Raw genomic sequence first — 21,108 nt, forward strand, 5'->3', positions numbered from 1 at the left:
TGCAGCCTCACACTCGGACGCCTGACTTTCTGGCGAAAGCACATACCTCCCGGACAGGCCGAACTGGCGGCGAACTATATCACTGCAACGGCTCGCCGCCCAAGGCTAAAGCCGGCCGATATTCAGACACATGACGGGGCAAAAGCCTCATTCAGAGCGGATTAGTAACAGGGAGTGACAAAGCGCGACGAACTTACGTGAGGGTTTCGATCATAACCGCTATAATCGCCGCCTTTTCATCAGGCTATACGATTCCCGACATGAGCCAATCCAGCGAGCTTGTTCAATCAGCACAACGCACCATCCGCCTCGAACTGGAAGCCGTACAAGGCTTGCTTCCACGTATCGATGCAGATTTCGTACGCGCGTGCGAGATGATTCTGGCCAGCAAAGGCCGCGTAGTCGTAGTCGGCATGGGGAAATCCGGGCACATCGGCACCAAGATCGCTGCCACGCTCGCCAGTACTGGCACCACGGCCTTTTTCGTGCACCCGGCTGAAGCCAGTCACGGCGACATGGGCATGATCACCCGTGACGACGTCATCCTTGCCCTGTCCAACTCCGGCTCGACCTCCGAGATCGTGACCCTGCTGCCCCTGATCAAGCGCCTGGGCATCCAGCTGATCAGCATGACCGGCAATCCTGACTCGACGCTGGCCAAAGCCGCCGAGGTCAACCTCAACGTCCACGTCGAACATGAAGCGTGCCCGCTGAACCTGGCGCCCACGTCGTCGACCACCGCCGCCCTGGTCATGGGTGACGCGCTGGCCGTCGCATTGCTGGAAGCACGCGGCTTCACCGCTGAAGACTTCGCCTTTTCCCATCCAGGTGGCGCCCTTGGCCGTCGTCTTCTGCTCAAAGTGGAAAACGTCATGCACGCGGGTGAAGCGCTGCCGCAGGTTCCGCGCGGCACCCTGCTGAAGGACGCCTTGATGGAAATGACCCGCAAGGGCCTGGGAATGACCGCGATCCTGGAAACCGACGGCACACTCGCCGGGATCTTTACCGACGGTGATTTGCGCCGCACCCTCGACCGCGCCATCGACATCCATAATGCAACCATCGACCAGGTCATGACGGTTCACGGCAAAACCGCACGCGCCGACATGCTGGCCGCGGAAGCCCTGAAAATCATGGAAGACCATCGAATCAACGCCCTGGTGGTCGTGGACAAGGAGGACCGTCCGATCGGCGCCTTCAACCTCTCCGACCTGCTCCGCGCGGGAGTCATGTAATGAGTACCGATCTGCTGCAACGCGGCAAGAACATCAAGCTGGCGATCTTCGACGTCGACGGTGTCCTGACTGACGGACGCCTTTACTTCCTTGAAGATGGCAGCGAATTCAAAACCTTCAGCACCCTCGACGGCCAGGGCATCAAGATGTTGATGGCAGCCGGCGTTCAGACCGCTATCATCAGCGGTCGCAAGACTCCGGTGGTTGAGCGCCGGGCAAAAAACCTCGGCATCCCCCACCTCTACCAGGGTCGCGAAGACAAACTGGTGGTGCTTGACGAGCTTCTTGCCCAACTCGGCCTAAGCTATGAACAGGTCGCCTACCTCGGCGACGATCTGCCGGACCTGCCGGTGATACGCCGCGTAGGCCTGGGCATGGCAGTGGCCAATGCCGCCAGTTTCGTGCGCGAACATGCTGATGGCGTCACTCATGCCCGTGGTGGTGAAGGTGCCGCTCGCGAATTCTGCGAATTGATCCTGCGTGCCCAAGGCCGCCTCGATGCGGCGAACGCTGCATACCTGTGAGCCCATTATGCTGAGCAAAAAGTTTCGCAACATATTGGTGTTCGGTTGCATCGCGGCGATATTTGCCGCGGTCGGCTACTGGAACATCAGCCCGGAACGCTTCCTCGACAAGCCTCCGACCAATACAGAAGAAAGCCCTATCGATTGGTATGCGACCAACACTCACACGCTGCAATACCTCGAAGACGGCAAAGTGCAGTATGAAATGACCTCGGAGAAAGCCGAGCACGTGAAAGCCACGGACATTACTCTGGTTACCAAACCCGACCTGAACATGTACCGCGGTACCGATTTTCCGTGGCACGTCACCAGCGAACGCGGTGAAGTGAACTCAGGCGGCACCGAAGTCGAACTGATTGACAACGTCCGCGTCAAACGCACCGACGAGAAGAATCGCGACACCTTGATCACCAGTACTCGCATGACGGTGTTCCCGCAGGAGCAATATGCGCAGACCGAGCAACCCGTTAGAATCGACGGCGCCGGTGGCGTCTCGACTGGTACGGGAATGAAAGCGTATTTGAAAGAAAGCAGGATACACCTGCTATCGAACGTAAGAGGACAGTATGAGGCTCGTTAAAACCCTCCCTATTTTGCTCAGTCTGGGCGCAGCACTGGGAAGCGTGAGCGCCTGGGCTCTGCCGAACGATCAGCAACAGCCAATTCGCATTCAGGCCGACGATGCCCAACTGGACGACAAGAACGGTGTTGCCACTTACACCGGCGACGTGATCATCACCCAAGGGTCGATGAAGGTTACCGGCAATAAGGTAACCATGACCCGCGCGCCGAATGGCGACATCGACGTGGTCACCTCGGTCGGCAACCTGGCTTACTTCGAGCAACTGCAAACCGCCGGCGATGCCAAACCCGTTCAGGGCTGGGGTGTGACCATCCAGTACCACGCCACGCAAAACCGCGTTGTACTGATCGACAAGGCCAAGGTCATCGACAAGGACAACAACGTCACTCAAGGCGAGAAAATCGTCTATGACACCGAGAAAAAGCTGGCGAGCGCTGGTCGCGCTACAGGTAGCAAGGTGACCGAGTCGCGTCCACGCATTGACATGGTAATTCAACCTAAAAAGAAAACCGACGAGCAGAAGGCCCAGTAATGGCAACTCTGAAAGCTCAGCATCTGGCCAAAGCCTACAAGAGCCGCCAGGTTGTGCGTGATGTCAGCCTGTCCATCGACAGCGGTCAGATCGTCGGTTTGCTCGGGCCCAACGGCGCCGGCAAGACCACCTGCTTTTATATGATTGTCGGCCTCGTGCAGGCCGATCAGGGCCGTGTACTGATCGATGACCTCGACGTCAGCCATCAGCCAATGCACGGCCGAGCCAAGGCCGGTATCGGCTATCTTCCGCAAGAGGCGTCGATCTTCCGCAAACTGTCGGTGGCCGATAACATCATGGCGATCCTCGAGACCCGCAAGGAACTCGACAAGGCGGGCCGCCGGAAGGAGCTCGAAAGCCTGCTTCAGGAATTCCACATCAGCCACATTCGCGACAACCTCGGCATGAGCCTGTCCGGCGGTGAACGTCGCCGCGTGGAGATTGCACGCGCGCTGGCCACCAACCCGAAATTCATCCTCCTCGACGAACCGTTCGCCGGCGTGGATCCGATTTCGGTGGGTGACATCAAGCAGATCATTTATCACCTCAAGGCCAAGGGCATCGGCGTCCTGATCACTGACCACAACGTCCGTGAAACCCTGGATATTTGCGAAACGGCGTATATCGTCAACGATGGCCAACTGATCGCCGAAGGCGACTCCGCCACGATCCTGGCCAACGACCTGGTCAAGGAAGTGTACCTGGGGCACGAGTTCCGCTTGTAAGCGCGGAAGTGCCTGGTCATTCGTCCGAGCGCTCGTACCGATAAAAAATCAACGTTTTTTTATTGTTACAGCGCTCTAGGCAAACGCTGCGGTTTCGGGCATATGATTTGCTTATGTTTGGCGCCTCGGCGCCCTGTAGTGGATGGCGCAAGCGCGCCGGCGAATAAGGTTTAAGCCCCTGCCATGAAACCATCGCTAGTCTTGAGAATGGGCCAGCAGCTGACGATGACACCTCAGCTGCAACAGGCCATCCGCCTTCTCCAATTGTCGACCCTGGACCTGCAACAGGAAATCCAGGAGGCTCTGGAGTCCAATCCGATGCTCGAACGCCAGGAAGAAGGCGACGACTTCGACAACGCCGATCCTTTGGCCGACAAAGCCGAACAGCAACCTAACGCCGATGTTTCGGAACCCTCCTACCAGGAAACCGCCCCTACGGTGGACAACCTCGAGGAAGGTGACTGGAACGAGCGCATCCCCAACGAGTTGCCTGTTGATACCGCGTGGGAAGACGTTTACCAGACCAGCGCCAGCAGCCTGCCTAGCAACGATGACGACGAGTGGGATTTCACCACCCGCACATCCGCCGGCGAAAGCCTGCAAAGCCACTTGCTATGGCAACTGAACCTGGCACCGATGTCCGACACTGATCGCCTGATCGCCGTGACCCTGATCGATTGCATCAATAATCAGGGCTATCTGGACGAAACCCTCGAGGAAATTCTCGAAGCCTTCGACCCGGAACTGGACATCGAGCTCGATGAAATCGAAGCCGTCCTGCACCGCATCCAGCAATTCGAACCCGCCGGCATCGCCGCCCGTAACCTGGGTGAATGCCTGCTGTTGCAACTGCGCCAGTTGCCCGCCAAAACCCCTTGGCTCGCCGAAGCCAAGCGTTTGGTCACCGATTACATCGACCTGCTGGGCAGCCGTGATTACAGCCAGCTGATGCGCCGCATGAAGCTGAAGGAAGACGAACTGCGCCAGGTGATCGAACTGGTTCAGAGTCTTAATCCACGCCCGGGCTCGCAAATCGAATCCAGTGAAGCCGAATACGTCGTTCCTGATGTGATCGTGCGCAAGGACAACGAACGCTGGCTGGTCGAGCTCAACCAGGAATCGGTGCCTCGACTGCGGGTCAACGCCCAATACGCCGGCTTTGTTCGCCGCGCCGATACCAGCGCAGACAACACCTTCATGCGCAATCAGTTGCAGGAAGCTCGCTGGTTCATCAAGAGCCTGCAAAGCCGCAACGAAACGTTGATGAAAGTAGCCACCCAGATCGTCGAGCATCAGCGCGGTTTTCTGGAGTATGGCGACGAAGCCATGAAACCGCTGGTGCTGCATGACATCGCTGAGGCGGTGGGCATGCACGAGTCGACGATTTCACGGGTAACCACGCAAAAATTCATGCATACCCCCCGGGGCATTTATGAACTGAAATATTTTTTCTCCAGCCACGTCAGCACTTCCGAAGGCGGCGAATGCTCTTCCACGGCGATCCGCGCGATCATCAAAAAACTGGTTGCCGCGGAAAATCAGAAAAAGCCGTTGAGTGACAGCAAGATCGCTGGTTTACTGGAGGCACAAGGCATTCAGGTGGCTCGCCGCACCGTCGCCAAGTACCGCGAATCCCTCGGGATCGCGCCTTCGAGCGAACGTAAGCGGTTGATGTAAGCCACGCCACAGCGTTCCAGTGGTAGATCATCTGATCTACCGCTTTATGCACTGGCAACGAAGGAGAAGCTGTATGCAAGTCAACATCAGTGGACACCAACTGGAAGTGACCGAACCCCTGCGCACTTATATCGGCGAAAAACTCGACCGGTTAGAGAGGCATTTCGACAAGATCACAAACGTGCAAGTCACGATGACTGTCGAGAAGCTGCTGCAGAAAATCGAAGCCACGCTGCATATCCCCGGCGGAGAAGTGGTCGCCAACGCAGAGCATTCAGACATGTATGCCGCCATCGACCTGCTGACCGACAAGCTGGATCGCCAACTCAAAAAGCATAAGGAAAAGACCCAGAGCCTCCTCCAGGGCGCAACCGGTCGTTAACACTCCCAACCCATGATCCGACTTGAAAGCATCCTGACCCCCGGCCGTTCCCTCGTGAACGTGCCGGGCGGCAGCAAAAAGAAAGCCCTCGAGCAAATTGCCAACCTAATCCACCGCGAAGTGCCGGATCTGGCCATGCAGGATGTCTTCGAGAGCCTGGTCGCCCGTGAAAAACTCGGTTCTACCGGTTTTGGCAACGGCATCGCGATCCCCCACTGCCGCCTCAAAGGCTGCGAAAGTCCAATCAGTGCATTGATGCACCTGGACGCACCCATCGATTTCGACGCCATCGACGGCGCTCCGGTTGACCTGCTGTTTGTTCTGCTGGTCCCGCAAGCCGCCACCGATGCGCACCTGGAGCTACTTCGTCAGATCGCCAGCATGCTCGATCGCAAGGAAGTGCGCGAAAAACTGCGTAGTGCCTCGAGCAATGAAGCCTTGTATCAGGTTGTCCTGGACGAGCAGAACGGTCAGTAATCATGCGCTTGATCATTGTCAGTGGCCGTTCCGGCTCAGGTAAAAGTACCGCGCTCGATGTCCTTGAAGACAACGGTTACTACTGCATCGACAACTTGCCGGCAGGGCTTCTGCCTGAATTGGCCGAACGCGCACTGATTCACACGGAACTGGCTCAACCGCTGGTGGCCGTGTCCATCGACGCGCGTAACCTGCCAAGCCACCTGTCGCGGTTTCCAGAGCTGCTGGAAGAAGTCCGCAGCCGACACATCAAGTGCGATGTGTTGTACCTGGACGCCGACGAGGAAACACTGCTCAAGCGTTTTTCGGAAACCCGTCGCCGGCACCCGCTGAGCAACGCCAATCGCTCGCTGGCCGAGGCGATCTCCGACGAAACCAATTTACTGGGCCCTATCGCCGACCTGGCTGACCTCAAGGTCAATACCACTAACCTGAACCTGTATCAGCTGCGCGACACCATCAAGCTGCGGCTGCTCAATCAGCCTGAGCCCGGCACGGCGTTCCTGGTGGAGTCTTTCGGGTTCAAGCGTGGCATGCCGGTGGACGCCGACCTAGTGTTCGATGTGCGCTGCCTGCCCAATCCGTACTGGAAGCCCGAGTTGCGCGAGCAGTCCGGGCTGGACCAACCGGTTGCCGACTACCTGGCAGCGCAACCGGACGTAGAGGAGATGTTCCAGGACATTTCCACCTACCTGCTCAAATGGCTACCAAGATTTGCCGCGAGCAACCGCGCGTATGTCACCATCGCTATTGGCTGTACCGGCGGGCATCACCGCTCCGTCTACCTGACCGAACGCCTGGGTCAGACCCTGCAACAATCCCTGAAGAACGTCCAGGTCCGCCACCGCGACCTCAGCTAAAGGATTCACATCGCGATGCCTGCTCTGGAAATCGAAATCATCAACAAGCTGGGCCTGCACGCTCGCGCTTCTGCAAAATTTGTCGGCGTCGCCGGGCAGTTCAAGGATTGCACGATCAGAGTAGGACGCACGCCGGAATCAACGGTCGACGGCAAAAGCATCATGGCAATGATGATGCTCGCGGCCGGCAAGGGGACCAAAATTTACATCAGCACCGAAGGCGAAGATGAGCAAAAGGCGCTTGATGATCTCAAAGCGTTGATCAACGACTACTTCGGCGAAGGCGAGTAAAACCAAAAGATCTTTAACCTCAGGCCAGCGCCGTATCCATCACCATCATCAGACAAAACCCGATCAGCAACCCAAGGCTGGCCAGTTTGTCGTGACCGTTACGGCGCGACTCGGGGATGACTTCGTGCGTGACCACCAACAGCATCGCCCCGGCAGCCAGCGCCAGTCCTAGCGGTAGTAGCAGCTCAGCAAGGCTGACCAGCCAGGCGCACAGCAGTGCGAAAACCGGCTCAACCAGCCCTGACGCTGCACCAATCAGAAATGCCCTCACCCTGGACATGCCCGCCCCCGCCAACACCAGCGCGATTACCAGCCCTTCCGGCACGTCCTGCAACGCGATGCCCATCGCCAGGCTGTCGGCATCAGGCATTCCACCACCTGCCGAAACACCGACGGCCATGCCTTCGGGAATGTTGTGGGCGATGATGGCAAACACGAACAACCAGATCCGCGGCGGAATCACCGGTCGCTCCAGCGTGCCGACCAACATTTCCGGACTGGCGCCAGAGACTTTCAGGTCGACCAGATACAACCCGAACGCGCCGAGCATGATGCCAAAACTGATCAGGCCACTGGCGGCCCAAGGCGACAGACCCAGACCTTCAGCAGCAGAGATGCCTGGCACGATAAGCGAGAACGCCGTCGCCGCCAGCATCACCCCGGCACCGAAACCCAGTAGCGTATCGCTCACGGTCTGAGGCATCCGCCGAATGACCAGAACCGGCACCGCGCCCAAGGCCGTACCCAAGGCGCAGATAGCCCCGCCTTGCAATGCGCGCATCAGTTTCGGCTCAAGATCCAGCCATGCCAGCCCCTGGACAAACAACAACGACATGCCCGCCAGCAGTAGTAGCGATCCCAACGCGTAACGAAACATTCGTCCACTTCCGGTCGCCAGTGTTTCAGTGCCCATAATCAGCCTTGGTTGGTATTTATAGAAGACTTAGCTCAGCGCAGCCTGATAGCGCGCTGCGACTTCCGGCCAATTGATCACGTTGTAAAACGCATTGATGTATTCCGGACGGCGGTTTTGATACTGCAGGTAATAGGCGTGTTCCCAGACGTCCAGGCCGAGGATGGGCGTGTTGCCATTCATCAATGGGCTGTCCTGGTTACCGCTGCTTTCGACGATCAGGGTCTTCTGCGGGGTGACACTCAACCAGGCCCAGCCACTGCCGAATCGGGTCAGTGCGGCCTTGGTGAACGCGTCCTTGAAGCTGTCCAGACCACCCAACTGCTCTTCAATCGCCTTGGCCAGCGCACCTTCAGGTGTGCCGCCACCCTGTGGTGCCATCACTTCCCAGAACAGCGAATGATTGGCGTGTCCGCCGCCCTGGTTGATGACCGCTGCTCGAAGTTTTTCAGGAAGTTGCTGAACGGCAGCCACCAGTTTCTCCACTGGCCACTCGGCGAATTCGGTGCCTTCGACGGCGGCGTTCAGGTTGTTGATATAAGTCTGGTGGTGCCTGGTGTAATGGATCTCCATGGTCTTGGCATCAATGTGCGGTTCCAGTGCATCGTAGGCGTAAGGCAATGCAGGCAAGGTAAAAGCCATTTTCAGTGAACTCCATGATGAAGAGACGCAGGTGGATTGGCAGCTGAAGCGGCATCGATGTGCAGCAGGCGATGAGTACGAGGGTATTCACCGTGCTCACTGATGAAGTTCAAAAGCTCGACATAGGTTTTACTGCTTTGACGCAACGCGGCTTCACGCAGCGCCGGTGCCAGTCGCGCGTTCTGCATGGTCTGCAGCAGCCGCTGGTGGATGGCGCACAAGTACTCGGCGCTCTCCTCCGGCTGATTCAGACGCAAATGCAAGTCCGCCAGGTTGTGGTGGGAGATCACGCAGGCCGCAACCGCTTCATCAGCGTCCCGCCAGCGTTCGAACAACACTTGGGCCAGCGCCAATGCCTGCAAGTAGGCCTCTCGGGCATCGACCAGTTCGCCCAGCATGAAACAACGGTTTGCCCTTTCGATCGTGCGTTTCCAATGCTCCATGGTGAGCCTCCAAAGCGATTGCGGTGATTACACGCCGCCTGCAGTGAGCTTCTCTGGATTGAGTAGCTCTTCCAGTTGGCTGCGTGTCAGGTCGGTATGTTCCAAAGCGACATCGATTACCGGGCGGCCCTGCTGATAGGCCTTCTTGGCAATCTCGGCGGCTTTTTGGTAACCAATGATCGGGTTCAGTGCTGTCACCAGGATCGGGTTGCGTGACAGCGCTTCCTTGAGCCTGGCTTCGTTGACCTTGAAGCTGGCAATGGCCTTCTCGCCCAGCAGATGGCTGGAGTTGGCCAGCAGCTCGATGCTGCTGAGCAGGTTCTGGGCGATGATCGGCAGCATCACGTTGAGTTCGAAATTGCCCGACTGACCGGCGATGGTGATCACCGTGTCGTTGCCGATCACCTGGGCGGCGACCATGGCAGTGGCTTCCGGAATCACCGGATTGACCTTGCCCGGCATAATAGAAGAGCCAGGCTGCAACGCTTCAAGTTCGATTTCGCCGAGACCGGCCAGCGGGCCGGAATTCATCCAGCGCAGATCGTTGGCGATTTTCATCAGCGACACCGCCGTGGCTTTTAACTGGCCAGAGACGCTGACAGCAGTGTCCTGCGAGCCAATGAGCGCAAATAGATCCTTACCCGGCGTGAACGGCACGAGAGTCAGTTTGCTCAGCTGCTCGCTGAACCGCGCCGCAAATTCGGGATGAGCGTTGATGCCAGTGCCGACCGCCGTTCCGCCCTGAGCCAGGGATTGAAGGCTTGGCAGCAAGTCCTGCAAGTGGCCGATGTTGGCCTTGAGCTGTTGTGCCCAACCGTTGAGGACCTGGCTCATGCGTACTGGCATCGCATCCATCAGGTGCGTGCGGCCGGTCTTGACGTGGTGATGGACCTCCTCAGCCTTGCGCTCGATGACCTCTACAAGCCGCAACAGCGCTGGAAGCAGTTGCTCGTGCAACGCCAGCGCGGCGCTCACGTGAAGGGTGGTCGGGATGATGTCGTTGCTGCTCTGGCCGCAGTTGACATGATCGTTGGGATTGACCGACTCGCCCAGCAAACGGCTGGCCAGCGTGGCGATCACTTCGTTGGCGTTCATGTTGGAACTGGTGCCGGAACCGGTCTGGAAGATGTCCACCGGAAAGTGCTGCATGAAGTCGCCTTCGAGCAGGCCTTGCGCGGCATCGACAATCGCCTTGCCCTGGGATTCGCTGATTTGCTTGAGCTCAACGTTGGCACGGGCGGCTGCCGCTTTGGCCAGGATCAGCGCCCGAATGAACTGAACGGGCATCGGCTTGCCACTGATCGGGAAGTTGTCCACTGCACGTTGGGTCTGTGCGCCGTAGAGCGCATCTACCGGGACATGCAGCTCGCCCATGCTGTCGCGCTCAATACGTGTCTTGGTCATCAGAAAATCCTTGCACCAGTTCTATAAGGGAAATCGAGGGTTGCAACTCGCAGGTCGCCAGTTGCCAGGTGTAGCTTTGCCAGCGTTTGAGTCGGCATTTGCACAAAGACAGGCGCTCCAGATCTCGCAATGGACGCCAGGCCTGATCCAGACACAGGCTTCGCCAGTGCCACGGCAGCGCGACATCGGCCGCGGTATCGAGCAGGAGACGAAAAGAGGTTTCGGCGATGGTCCAGGGAGAAGTCGCCGTGCAACATGCCAAATACCGGCCTTCAGCCAGGTAATGCTCGATCAGGCGCGGCTCGTCGGGGTCCATTGCGCAACGAATCTGGCGACTCATCCAGCGCCAGCTTTCTTGATAGGGCTGCTCGTGCAAGGCAGAACTCATGATCCGGGGCTCATTCGGTAATGAGATTTATTATTATATGATAATGAGAACCAACACAACCCCAGCGATATAGCGAGTTCATTGTGGGAGCGGGCTTGCACGCGATGAGGCCCGTATACCCACATCCATGTCGCCTTACACACCGCCATCGCGGGCAAGCCCACTCCCACAAGGTTTTTCATGAGCCCAATAAAAAAGGCGCGCCACCCAATTGGGTGGTGCGCCTTTTTGGCATTGCGGTAAGGGTTAGCTACCCGCCACCGTCATCCGCTCGATCAATACCGAACCCGTGCGAATGTTGCTACGCAGTTCCAGGTCGTTACCCACGGCAACGATCTGCTTGAACATGTCGCGCATGTTGCCGGCAATGGTGACCTCCTGGACCGCGAACTGGATTTCGCCGTTTTCGACCCAGTAACCCGCTGCGCCACGGGAGTAGTCGCCGGTGACCATATTCAAACCCTGGCCCATTAATTCGGTCACCAACAGGCCTCGGCCCATGCGGCGCAACAAGGCAGCCTGATCTTCGTCGCCATGGGTGACGAACAGGTTGTGTACCCCTCCGGCGTTGGCGGTACTCGGCATACCGAGCTTGCGACCGGAATAGGTACCCAGGATGTACGACACCAACTCGCCCTTTTCGACGAACGGTTTGGCGTAGGTGGCAAGACCATCACCGTCAAACGCCGAGCTGCCCATGGCGCGCATCAAGTGCGGACGCTCATCAATAGTCAGCCACTCCGGAAACAGCTTCTGCCCCAAAGTGCCTTCAAGGAATGACGATTTGCGATACAGACTGCCGCCGGAAATCGCCGAGAGGAAACTGCCGAACAGACCACCGGCCAATTCCGCGGAAAACAGCACCGGCACTTCGCACGTCGGCACCGGGCGCGCACCCAACCGGCTCGCAGCACGCTGAGCAGCACGCTGGCCGATACTCACAGGGTCGGCGAGCAAATTGCCCTGACGGCTCACGTCGTACCAGTAATCGCGCTGCATCTGGCCGTCGGCTTCGGCGATCATCACGCAGCTCAGGCTATGCCGAGTTGATGCATAGCCGCCAATGAACCCGTGGCTGTTGCCATAGACGCGGCAGCCCTGGTGCGTACTCAGGGTCGTGCCGTCAGCATTCTTGATCCGGCTGTCCGCGGCAAACGCCGCGGCTTCACAGGTCAGCGCCATCTCGATGGCCTGCTCAGGAGTGATGTCCCATTCGTGGAACAGGTCGAAGTCCTTAAGATCCTTGGCCATCAGCGCAGCATCAGCCAGGCCCGAGGCCTCGTCTTCGGAGGTGTGCCTGGCGATCGCCAGTGCGGCAGCAACGGTTTCGCGAATGGCTTCCGGCCCACTGGCGGAGGTGCTGGCCGAGCCTTTGCGCTGACCCACGTACAAGGTGATGCCGAAGCCCTGATCGCGATTGAATTCGACGGTTTCGACTTCACGCTGGCGAACCGAAGTCGACAGGCCCTGCTCCAGGGAAACGGCCACTTCGCAGGCACTGGCGCCTTGGCGTTTGGCTTCAGCGATGATCTGCTCGACTTGTTCCTGCAGTGCCGGCAACGCTTGTGGGCCGACGCTTTCAACTGCACTCATGCTGTTCTCCACTCAAATTCTGCTTTCGGCGAGGGTCTTCGATCGACCGGGCCGGACAAGCGGCCCCCGACTGGTTATCATGGCGGCGATTCTTTGCGGACGGCCACCATGGTTGATTCTTACGACGACTCCCTCGATACGGGAGAAAAAAGCAAATCCCAGGTCAAACGCGAGCTGCATGCTCTGGTTGATCTTGGCGAGCGCCTTACAACACTCAAGCCTGACTTGCTGGCAAAACTGCCCTTGACCGACGCCATGCGCCGGGCACTGGCCGATGCGCCCAAGCACACCGCGAATATCGCGCGTAAACGGCACCTTATGTTCATCGGCAAACTGATGCGCGACCAGGACACTGACGCCATTCTGACTCTGCTCGATCAACTCGATGCCTCCACCCGGCAGTACAACGAACGTTTCCATGGCCTGGAACGCTGGCGCGATCGCTTGATCGCGGGCGACGATGCGGTCCTGGAGAAGTTCGTGGTCGACTACCCGGAGGCTGATCGTCAACAACTGCGCTCCCTGATCCGTCAGGCCCAGCACGAATTGGCGACCAACAAGCCACCGGCTTCGAGCCGTAAAATCTTCAAGTACATCCGTGAGCTGGACGAGACTCAACGCGGTCTGCGCTGAGTAACGACCAACCACATCCCCTGTAGGAGCAGCCTTCGGCAGCTCCTATGCGGGAGATGCATGTTTCTTACGATCCTGTGCCACCCACGGTGATCGCATCAATCTTCAACGTTGGCTGGCCGACACCCACCGGCACCGACTGCCCATCCTTGCCACACGTCCCTACGCCGCTGTCCAGCGACAGGTCATTACCGACCATCGACACCTTGCTCATGGCTTCAGGTCCGTTGCCGATCAACGTTGCGCCTTTGACCGGGGCCGTGATCTTGCCGTCTTCGATCAGATACGCTTCGCTGGTGGAGAACACGAACTTGCCGCTGGTGATGTCGACCTGACCGCCACCCAGGTTGGCGCAGTAAATACCGCGTTTTACCGAAGCAATGATTTCCTCCGGATCGCTTTCGCCTGCCAGCATGTAAGTGTTGGTCATGCGTGGCATTGGCAAGTGTGCGTAGGATTCGCGACGACCGTTACCGGTGCGGGCTACGCCCATCAGTCGCGCATTGAGCTTGTCCTGCATGTACCCTTTGAGTACGCCGTTTTCGATCAACGTGGTGCACTCGGTCGGCGTACCTTCGTCGTCGACACTCAGCGACCCGCGACGGCCGGCCAGCGTGCCGTCATCCACGATCGTGCAGAGCTTGGATGCAACCATCTCGCCCATCCGCCCGCTGTATGCCGAACTGCCCTTGCGGTTGAAATCGCCTTCCAGACCGTGACCGACTGCCTCGTGCAGCAGCACGCCGGACCAGCCGGAACCCAATACCACTGGCAATGTACCCGCAGGCGCAGGAATAGCTTCGAGATTGACCAACGCCTGACGCAGCGCTTCACGGGCATACCCCATGGCTCGGTCATCACTGAGGAAATAACGGTAATCGGTACGACCACCGCCGCCATGACCGCCACGCTCTCGACGCCCGTTCTGCTCGACAATCACACTGACATTGAAACGCACCAGCGGCCGCACATCTGCCGCCAGGCTGCCGTCGGTAGAGGCTACAAGGATGCGCTCCCAGACACCGGCCATGCTCACCGTAACCTGCTGGATACGCGGATCAAGGGCCCGGGTCGCGACGTCGATACGTTTGAGCAATTCGACTTTTTCCGCACGGCTCATCACTTCCAACGGGTTGTCGGGACCGTACAACTGCGCCACATCTTGCGTGGTGAACGCTTGCACGGTGCCGTTCTGCCCAGCGCGGGAAATCGAACGCGCCGCGCGGGCTGCTGCGCCGAGGGCTTCGAGGGTGATGGCGTTGCTGTAGGCGAAACCGGTTTTCTCCCCCGATTGTGCACGCACGCCGACGCCTTGATCGAGGTTGAAGCTACCTTCCTTGACGATGCCGTCTTCCAGCGCCCAGGACTCGGAGATCTGGCCCTGGAAATACAGGTCCGCGGCATCGATGCCCGGGCCGGCCAGATCCCCGAGCACACCTTGCAGGCTCTCGATGGTTACGCCGCCGGGCGCCAGGAGGTGTTCACTGACTGAGGACAACAACTCGCTCATATGCTTTACGCCTTAAATTCGTCGTTCTGAGGCAGGTCGCTGTGCGCCCTGCGAGAAAAAGCGCCGGTGACTGGACACCGGCATCCGCGCCCTGATGGACGCCTGTTCGCTGCTATCGCGTTCGGCCAGCAGCACGGCCTCGCCTTTATCCTGCTGCGCCAACACACGCCCCCAAGGATCGATGATCGCGGCATGGCCCCAGGTTTCTCGGGGGCCGGGGTGCGTTCCACCCTGAGCCGCCGCGAGCACGTAGCATTGTGTCTCGATAGCCCGGGCCCGGATCAACACGTCCCAATGTGCTTCCCCGGTCACGGCGGTAAAGGCTGACGGCGCGGTGATCAACTCCGCACCGGCAGCGCGTAATTCGCTGTACAGCTCCGGGAAGCGCAAGTCGTAACACACCGTCAGGCCAACTCGGCCGACAGGTGTATCCGCCACCACGACGCCACTGCCATAAGCATAGTCATCGGATTCGCGATAACGCCCGCGAGTGTCTGCCACATCCACATCGAACAGGTGGAGTTTGTCGTAGCGCGCCACTGTTTCGCCCTGATCGTCCACCAGCAATGAGCAGGCATTGGCTTTTGCCGTCGGTTGATCCACCGGCGGCAACGGCAAGGTGCCGGCCACTATCCATAACTTGAGGTCGCGGGAGGCCTGTTTCAACCAGGGAAGGATCGGTCCGTCGCCCAATGCTTCGGCGCGACCGATGTCAGCGATGTCTCGACGGCCCATGGCGGCGAAGTTTTCCGGTAGCACCGCAAGGCGCGCGCCACCTTCAGCCGCCTGTTCAAGCAGACGTCGAGCCTGGACCAGATTGGCCAGTACATCGCTCTGGCTGACCATCTGAATCACCGCTATGGACATGGCCTTTTCCTTACTTGAAATCAATACAGGAGCTGCCATGCTACTCCATCGGACCAAAGACATGATTTCAAAAAGGCTTGTCGAAGGTGATCTTCGGCTCTTTCCACGGGCCTTTGACGGTGTACTTGACGCTGGCGAACCGCGACACACTGTCACCGATCAGCTTGTCGATCAGGAACAAAGCGCCGCCGATAGCCGGTGCGCCGACGATCAGCGCCGCGATCGGCAGGTTGTTGGTGACCGGTAAGGTGACCATCAGCTTGGCGTCGACCTTGTCACCCACCAGGTCCAGCGTCCCGTTGAGTTCGATGTTGCTGGACGGTCCCGTCATCCGGATCGGCTCACGGGTGACGTACACACCGTTGGTCGCCACCAACAGGCCTTTGACCCGGTCGTAACTCAAGCCTTTGCCAAACAGGTCGGAGAAATCCAGGCGCAAGCGTCGACCGATCGAGTTGAAATTGAGCAGGCCAAACACTCGCAAGGCCTGGGCACTGCCTTCAACCTCGACAAACTGCCCCTTATTCAACGACGCATCGAGGGTGCCGGAGAAGCGCTTGGTGGCCAGCCAAGCGGGTGAGCCTGGCCAGCGACCGTCGACATCCATATGGAAATCTTCACTGGTGACACTCGGCGCAAACCCCCAGCCCTTCAACACATCAGCGAGGTTCTTGCCGCTGATCCGGCCTTTGTACCAACTGTTCGAAGCACCGGGCGTGCCTTCCCAGCCGCCGCTACCCTGCAACAAGATCCCCTTGAGCCCAAGATCCAGCGTATTCAGCGCAATGCCCTTGGCCGTCGGACGGACCTTCAGCGACCAGGCGCCCACCAGGTCCTTTCCCTGGTACAACTGGTTGATGGTGATATCCAGTGCCGGGATTTTCGTCGGGTCCACTGAGGCCAGCGGGTCTGGCGAATTTTCGTCGGCGAGGACCGTCGGATCCGGTGCGGGCAAACGTACGGTTTGCAGATTGATCGCAATCGGTGCGGATTTCGCATCGGGAAGACCGACCGAACCCTTTACCTGCTGACTGTCGAGTTGCAACGCCCACGCGGCCGGTTTGCGATTGACCTGCACCGACGCCTGATCAAGGGTCGTGCCGAAAGCGCTGAGCTTGCCGATTTTCAAGTCTGCGCTGCTGAGCAACTGTTTGGCACTACCACCCGGATCCTGGCCGGCATATTTGTCCGCCAGGTCTTTCCAGGGGCCGATATCCAGTTCCGACAGCGTGCCCCGTACCCGAAGCCCCTTGGCGCCCGGAACAACCGCTCGTCCGCCACCAAGAAGCAACTCACCGCGACCGTCGTTGAAGTTTCCGGCCGGCGCTTCATAGGTGAAGTTCGCCAGCTCGCCGTAATTGACCCAGTAACGCCGATCCGTGCCTTGCAGGGTCATGCGGAATGTCGTGTCGCGCCCCGTTTCAGCCGTCATGCCGAAGGGAGCCGGCAAATCAACGGCGACGCCTTTGAGGTTGGAGCTGACCAGTAACTGGCTGTCAGGGCCGCCGATGTTCAGTTGCAGTTGATAAGGAATCAGGCCGGACACCGGCAATGGCTGGGTGACGCTCAGCCAGTCCGTGAGTTTCTTGACCTCCACCTGACCCGATGCCGTCACACGGGTCTTGAGATTACCCGCGCTGCCGTCCGCAAAAATCTGTGCACTCACCGGTTTATCGAAAGCGCGCGCCGAAATGTTTTGCCCGCTCAGCCCCTTGGCGCTGTCGAAACGGAAATCCCCCTTGAGCTGCGTCAGCTCCAAGGCGGGGTCGCGCAATTTCAGTCGTGCCTTGGCGGTCTTGAAGTCGACAAGAATCTGCGGCTGCTCGCCTTTGGCCAGAGGAATATCCAGTTTCAACTTACCTTGCAGCTCGCCCTCGCCTTCCCAACCGGCAAAGGTTTCCGCAGTGCCTATCGGTGCTGTCTGGAGGATTTTCAGGCCATCGCCCAGTACGCCAGAGAACGCGCCATCAAGGAACAGATGACTGTTCTTGCCTGCAAGAACATGGGGAATGTTGACGTAGATATCGCGAACCTGGGTATCGAGCAATTGCCCCTTGCTGGCGAGAATCCGCACGCCGCTGTCTTCGATGAACACGTCGCCGCTGACCTTGCTTACATGTGGCCATCCCGGCTGGAAGGCCAGTTCTGCGTCGTGAACCTTGAAGAACAGGCTGATGCTGCGCGCAGTGTCAGCGGCGCCATGGTTCAGCGAGCCCTGATACTGGAAGAATCCTTCGTCCACGGCCCCTTTGAGAATGGCAGTGCGCAGCCATTCGTCCAGGGCCGGGCTCAGCACCTCAGGCAAGTATTTCGCCGTGTATTTGCCATCGCCATCCACCAGGCCGACCCGCAGGTCCATGTAGTCTTCCTGGGTATGGTCGAAATGCAGGCGGATCAGGAAATCGCCGGCAATCTTTCCCTCTTCGCCCAGGACCTTCAGGTAGGGCGCGATCAGGGTGAAACCTTCTTTATCGAGCTTCCAGGTCAATCGGGCGTTGGCCTGAATGTATTGCCACGGCTTGGCGAAAATCGGATCGAGGTGCAGGGAAAAATCCTTGCTGTCCATGCGCAGCTCACCCTGACCCAGGTCGCCGCTGATGCTGCCACTCACATTACGCGCCGCTGGAGCGCCGTGGTAGGCATCGAAGCCTACGCGGTCGAGGTTGGCGGCAAAGCTGAACTTGCTGTTGTCTGTCGCGTTGGGCCGGAAGTCGATCAGCATGTTACGCAGACCACCCGTGACCTTGAGACGCTCGACCGCCGTCGCCACGCCTTCGGGCAGTGGCCCCAGCGCATTCAATAACGGGGTCAGCGGGGTGAGGTCCAGGCGATCGGCTTGCAGGTGCCACAGTTCATCGGACTTGCCACTGGCGGAGGTCTGCTTGAGCTGCAGGCGGGTCTCCCAACGGGTTTCGCCGAGGTTCATCGACAAAGAGTCCAGCGTCACCAGGATGCCTTGGGAACTGCGTTGAAAATAGCCGTTGAGCGCCAGATTGTTGATCTGGACCGGTTTGCGCTCGGCGTAGGCACCCTTGAGTTGCGGTGCATTCAACCGAACGGCACCACGTTGCAGAGCGCCTTTGTTCCAATTGAACCAGAGCTCTCCACCGGCCTTGATCTCGGAAAAATTCCATTGCTGGGTGAGACGCTCGGGCAGCCACTTCGACCAATCACTTTGCGGCAGGCTGAGGTAGGCATCGGCCTCGCCATTCTGCCAATCGCTGGCGCGTATGCGGGTGCGCAGGCTCAGGGCAACTGGCTGACCATCGGGCAGGGTCAGTCGGGCATCGATTCGTTGGCGTGAAGCGCCGGTCTTCAGATTTACGCCGACGTACGTCAAGGTGAGCGGAGGATGATCCAGTGGCTGCAAAGTCACTTGGCTGTCGAGAATCGACAGCTGCTGAACCATCTGCATGCGATTGAGCAACTGCTCCGGATCCAGCGGTTGATCCTGCTGGACCGGCAAACCTTCCAGCGCCCAATGACCGTCCTCGCCTTCCTTGAGACTGATCTTCAGGCCGTTCAGTTCGAGATGAGCGATGCGCACTTCACGAGCCAGCAAACTGGCCCACAGGTCAGGCACGGCGCGCACCTGATCCAGACGCAGCGAATTGGCGCCTTCACCTACCATCACATCGTGAGCCAGCAGGATGGGCGCAAAACCGCTCCAGTTTCCTTCCAGTTCACCGATGTGCAGCGGCATGCCCAAGGCAGCACCAGCCTTGTCCTCGACTTCGGCCCGGTATTCGGCCACCAGCGGTGTCAGCTCCCGGCCGAGGCTGACGTAAAGCGCCATCAACACCAGAACCAACGCGCACAGGCCCAGACCCCAGCGGGTCAGTGCGGCCAATATGCGTGTCAGACGGTCCATGTCAGTTGGCTCCCATGGCGTTAAAACTGCTAAAAGCTGAGACCAGCTGTTCTATTTGGTTTGCAACACAGCGTTTCAGAGCAGCACCACGTCGTATTGTTCCTGGGAATACATGGTTTCTACCTGGAACCGAATGGTGCGACCGATAAATCCTTCCAGTTCCGCAACGTTGCCCGACTCTTCATCGAGCAGACGATCGACAACTTTCTGGTTTGCCAATACACGATAGCCTTCCGCCTGATAGGCGCGAGCCTCACGGAGGATTTCGCGGAAGATTTCGTAGCAGACGGTTTCCGGCGTCTTGAGCTTGCCGCGACCCTGGCAACTGCTGCAGGGCTCGCACAGCACTTGTTCGAGACTTTCGCGGGTGCGCTTGCGGGTCATCTGCACCAGGCCCAGCTCGGTAATGCCGATAATGTTGGTCTTGGCGTGATCGCGTTCCAGCTGCTTCTCGAGCGTGCGCAATACCTGACGCTGGTGCTCTTCATCTTCCATGTCGATGAAATCGATGATGATGATCCCGCCGAGGTTGCGCAGGCGCAGTTGTCGAGCAATGGCCGTCGCCGCTTCGAGGTTGGTCTTGAAGATGGTTTCTTCGAGGTTGCGATGACCGACGAATGCCCCGGTGTTGACGTCGATGGTGCTCATGGCTTCCGCCGGATCCACCACCAGGTAGCCACCGGATTTGAGCGGGACTTTACGCTCAGGGGCTTTCTGGATTTCGTCCTCAACGCCGTACAGATCAAAAATGGGCCGTTCGCCAGGGTAGTGTTCCAGACGATCGGCAATTTCCGGCATCAGTTCGGCGACGAACTGTGTGGTTTTCTGGAAAGTTTCCCGGGAATCGATGCGGATCTTTTCGATCTTCGGGCTGACCAGGTCGCGCAAGGTGCGTAACGCCAGGCCGAGGTCTTCGTAGATCACACTGGGTGCGCTGATGGTTTTTATCTGGTCGTTGATCTGGTCCCAGAGCCTGCGCAGGTAGCGGATGTCCATCAGGATTTCATCGGCGCCGGCGCCTTCAGCCGCGGTCCGCAAAATGAATCCGCCGGCTTCCTTGATACCTTCCTTGGCCACGCAATCGGTCACCACTTGCTTGAGTCGTTCACGCTCGGCTTCGTCTTCGATTTTCAGCGAGATACCGACGTGCGCGGTGCGCGGCATGTACACCAGGTAACGCGATGGAATCGACAATTGCGTCGTCAGGCGCGCGCCTTTGGAACCGATAGGATCTTTGGTGACTTGCACGACCAGGCTTTGGCCTTCGTGAACCAGCGCGCTGATGCTCTCGACCGCCGGGCCTTCGCGCAGGGAAATTTCCGAAGCATGAATGAAGGCGGCACGGTCCAGGCCGATGTCGACGAAGGCCGCCTGCATACCTGGCAGGACCCGTACGACCTTGCCTTTATAGATGTTGCCGACGATCCCGCGCTTTTGCGTGCGCTCGACATGAACTTCTTGCAGAACACCGTTTTCAACCACCGCCACGCGCGATTCCATCGGCGTGATGTTGATCAGGATCTCTTCACTCATGGCAGGGTCTCGTTCAGGCATGTTC

Annotated in this window: 21 protein-coding genes; 11 read left to right on the top strand and 10 right to left on the bottom strand. The window is 58.8% G+C overall.

Annotation, left to right across the window (positions count from 1 at the left end; all coding sequences use genetic code 11):
• Positions 1-260 precede the first annotated feature (260 nt).
• From AC3ZVB_RS11545 to AC3ZVB_RS11590, 10 genes are all read left to right on the top strand, one after another.
• Positions 261-1,235 carry a KpsF/GutQ family sugar-phosphate isomerase gene (locus AC3ZVB_RS11545; RefSeq protein WP_162439257.1) on the top strand — a complete coding sequence of 325 codons (975 nt, stop codon included), beginning with the start codon at positions 261-263 and terminating at the stop codon, positions 1,233-1,235.
• A complete protein-coding gene (locus AC3ZVB_RS11550) occupies positions 1,235-1,759 on the top strand; it encodes a KdsC family phosphatase (protein ID WP_162439256.1) in 525 nt (174 codons plus the stop codon). Before AC3ZVB_RS11545 ends, AC3ZVB_RS11550 begins: the two co-directional genes overlap by 1 nt.
• A 7-nt stretch (positions 1,760-1,766) precedes the next feature.
• Positions 1,767-2,339 carry an LPS export ABC transporter periplasmic protein LptC gene (gene lptC / locus AC3ZVB_RS11555; RefSeq protein WP_162439255.1) on the top strand — a complete coding sequence of 191 codons (573 nt, stop codon included), beginning with the start codon at positions 1,767-1,769 and terminating at the stop codon, positions 2,337-2,339.
• Positions 2,326-2,874, top strand: a complete 549-nt coding sequence (gene lptA / locus AC3ZVB_RS11560; RefSeq protein WP_162439254.1) for a lipopolysaccharide transport periplasmic protein LptA — start codon at positions 2,326-2,328, stop codon at positions 2,872-2,874. Before lptC ends, lptA begins: the two co-directional genes overlap by 14 nt.
• Positions 2,874-3,599, top strand: coding sequence for an LPS export ABC transporter ATP-binding protein (lptB, locus tag AC3ZVB_RS11565; protein WP_162439253.1), 726 nt, complete (start codon positions 2,874-2,876; stop codon positions 3,597-3,599). The genes lptA and lptB overlap by 1 nt, the downstream gene beginning before the upstream one ends.
• 183 nt (positions 3,600-3,782) lie before the next feature.
• Positions 3,783-5,276 carry an RNA polymerase factor sigma-54 gene (locus tag AC3ZVB_RS11570; protein WP_162439252.1) on the top strand — a complete coding sequence of 498 codons (1,494 nt, stop codon included), beginning with the start codon at positions 3,783-3,785 and terminating at the stop codon, positions 5,274-5,276.
• 73 nt (positions 5,277-5,349) lie between these two features.
• The gene (hpf, locus tag AC3ZVB_RS11575; RefSeq protein ID WP_025211856.1) at positions 5,350-5,658 is read left to right on the top strand and encodes a ribosome hibernation-promoting factor, HPF/YfiA family; all 309 of its coding nucleotides are present in this window, start codon (positions 5,350-5,352) and stop codon (positions 5,656-5,658) included.
• Between the two features lie 12 nt (positions 5,659-5,670).
• Positions 5,671-6,135, top strand: a complete 465-nt coding sequence (gene ptsN / locus AC3ZVB_RS11580; protein WP_162439251.1) for a PTS IIA-like nitrogen regulatory protein PtsN — start codon at positions 5,671-5,673, stop codon at positions 6,133-6,135.
• A 2-nt stretch (positions 6,136-6,137) separates the two neighbouring features.
• Entirely contained in the window at positions 6,138-6,995 is an 858-nt protein-coding gene (gene rapZ / locus AC3ZVB_RS11585) for an RNase adapter RapZ (protein WP_162439250.1), read from the top strand.
• A 15-nt stretch (positions 6,996-7,010) separates the two neighbouring features.
• Positions 7,011-7,286 (top strand): HPr family phosphocarrier protein, encoded by a 276-nt coding sequence (locus tag AC3ZVB_RS11590; RefSeq protein ID WP_162439249.1) that lies wholly within the window; start codon positions 7,011-7,013, stop codon positions 7,284-7,286.
• 19 nt (positions 7,287-7,305) lie between these two features.
• Here the strand turns inward: AC3ZVB_RS11590 and AC3ZVB_RS11595 are convergent, their stop codons facing one another.
• The 6 genes from AC3ZVB_RS11595 to pmbA form a co-directional block, all read right to left on the bottom strand.
• The gene (locus AC3ZVB_RS11595) at positions 7,306-8,199 is read right to left on the bottom strand and encodes a ZIP family metal transporter (RefSeq protein WP_162439248.1); all 894 of its coding nucleotides are present in this window, start codon (positions 8,197-8,199) and stop codon (positions 7,306-7,308) included.
• A 30-nt stretch (positions 8,200-8,229) separates the two neighbouring features.
• Positions 8,230-8,841, bottom strand: coding sequence for a superoxide dismutase (locus AC3ZVB_RS11600; protein WP_162439247.1), 612 nt, complete (start codon positions 8,839-8,841; stop codon positions 8,230-8,232).
• A gap of 2 nt (positions 8,842-8,843) precedes the next feature.
• Positions 8,844-9,284, bottom strand: a complete 441-nt coding sequence (locus tag AC3ZVB_RS11605; protein ID WP_162439246.1) for a DUF2753 family protein — start codon at positions 9,282-9,284, stop codon at positions 8,844-8,846.
• 27 nt (positions 9,285-9,311) lie between these two features.
• Positions 9,312-10,688, bottom strand: a complete 1,377-nt coding sequence (locus tag AC3ZVB_RS11610) for a class II fumarate hydratase (RefSeq protein ID WP_490146592.1) — start codon at positions 10,686-10,688, stop codon at positions 9,312-9,314.
• On the bottom strand, positions 10,669-11,076 hold the full coding sequence (locus tag AC3ZVB_RS11615) for a FagA protein (protein ID WP_162439244.1): 408 nt from the start codon (positions 11,074-11,076) through the stop codon (positions 10,669-10,671). The genes AC3ZVB_RS11610 and AC3ZVB_RS11615 overlap by 20 nt, the downstream gene beginning before the upstream one ends.
• Before the next feature lie 246 nt (positions 11,077-11,322).
• Positions 11,323-12,669 carry a metalloprotease PmbA gene (gene pmbA, locus AC3ZVB_RS11620; RefSeq protein WP_162439243.1) on the bottom strand — a complete coding sequence of 449 codons (1,347 nt, stop codon included), beginning with the start codon at positions 12,667-12,669 and terminating at the stop codon, positions 11,323-11,325.
• 108 nt (positions 12,670-12,777) lie between these two features.
• Between pmbA and yjgA the strand changes: the two genes are divergently transcribed.
• A complete protein-coding gene (yjgA, locus tag AC3ZVB_RS11625) occupies positions 12,778-13,302 on the top strand; it encodes a ribosome biogenesis factor YjgA (protein ID WP_033058015.1) in 525 nt (174 codons plus the stop codon).
• A 67-nt stretch (positions 13,303-13,369) separates the two neighbouring features.
• On the opposite strand, the gene tldD is transcribed toward yjgA, so the two are convergent.
• The 4 genes from tldD to rng form a co-directional block, all read right to left on the bottom strand.
• On the bottom strand, positions 13,370-14,812 hold the full coding sequence (gene tldD / locus AC3ZVB_RS11630) for a metalloprotease TldD (RefSeq protein WP_194691406.1): 1,443 nt from the start codon (positions 14,810-14,812) through the stop codon (positions 13,370-13,372).
• 12 nt (positions 14,813-14,824) lie between these two features.
• A complete protein-coding gene (locus AC3ZVB_RS11635) occupies positions 14,825-15,679 on the bottom strand; it encodes a carbon-nitrogen hydrolase family protein (RefSeq protein WP_490146593.1) in 855 nt (284 codons plus the stop codon).
• 67 nt (positions 15,680-15,746) lie between these two features.
• Positions 15,747-19,550 carry a YhdP family protein gene (locus AC3ZVB_RS11640; RefSeq protein ID WP_490146594.1) on the bottom strand — a complete coding sequence of 1,268 codons (3,804 nt, stop codon included), beginning with the start codon at positions 19,548-19,550 and terminating at the stop codon, positions 15,747-15,749.
• Positions 19,551-19,625: 75 nt separating this feature from the next.
• Positions 19,626-21,083, bottom strand: coding sequence for a ribonuclease G (gene rng, locus AC3ZVB_RS11645; RefSeq protein WP_490146595.1), 1,458 nt, complete (start codon positions 21,081-21,083; stop codon positions 19,626-19,628).
• Between the last annotated feature and the right edge of the window lie 25 nt (positions 21,084-21,108).

The organism is Pseudomonas sp. MDV22-iso1, assembly GCF_058145095.1.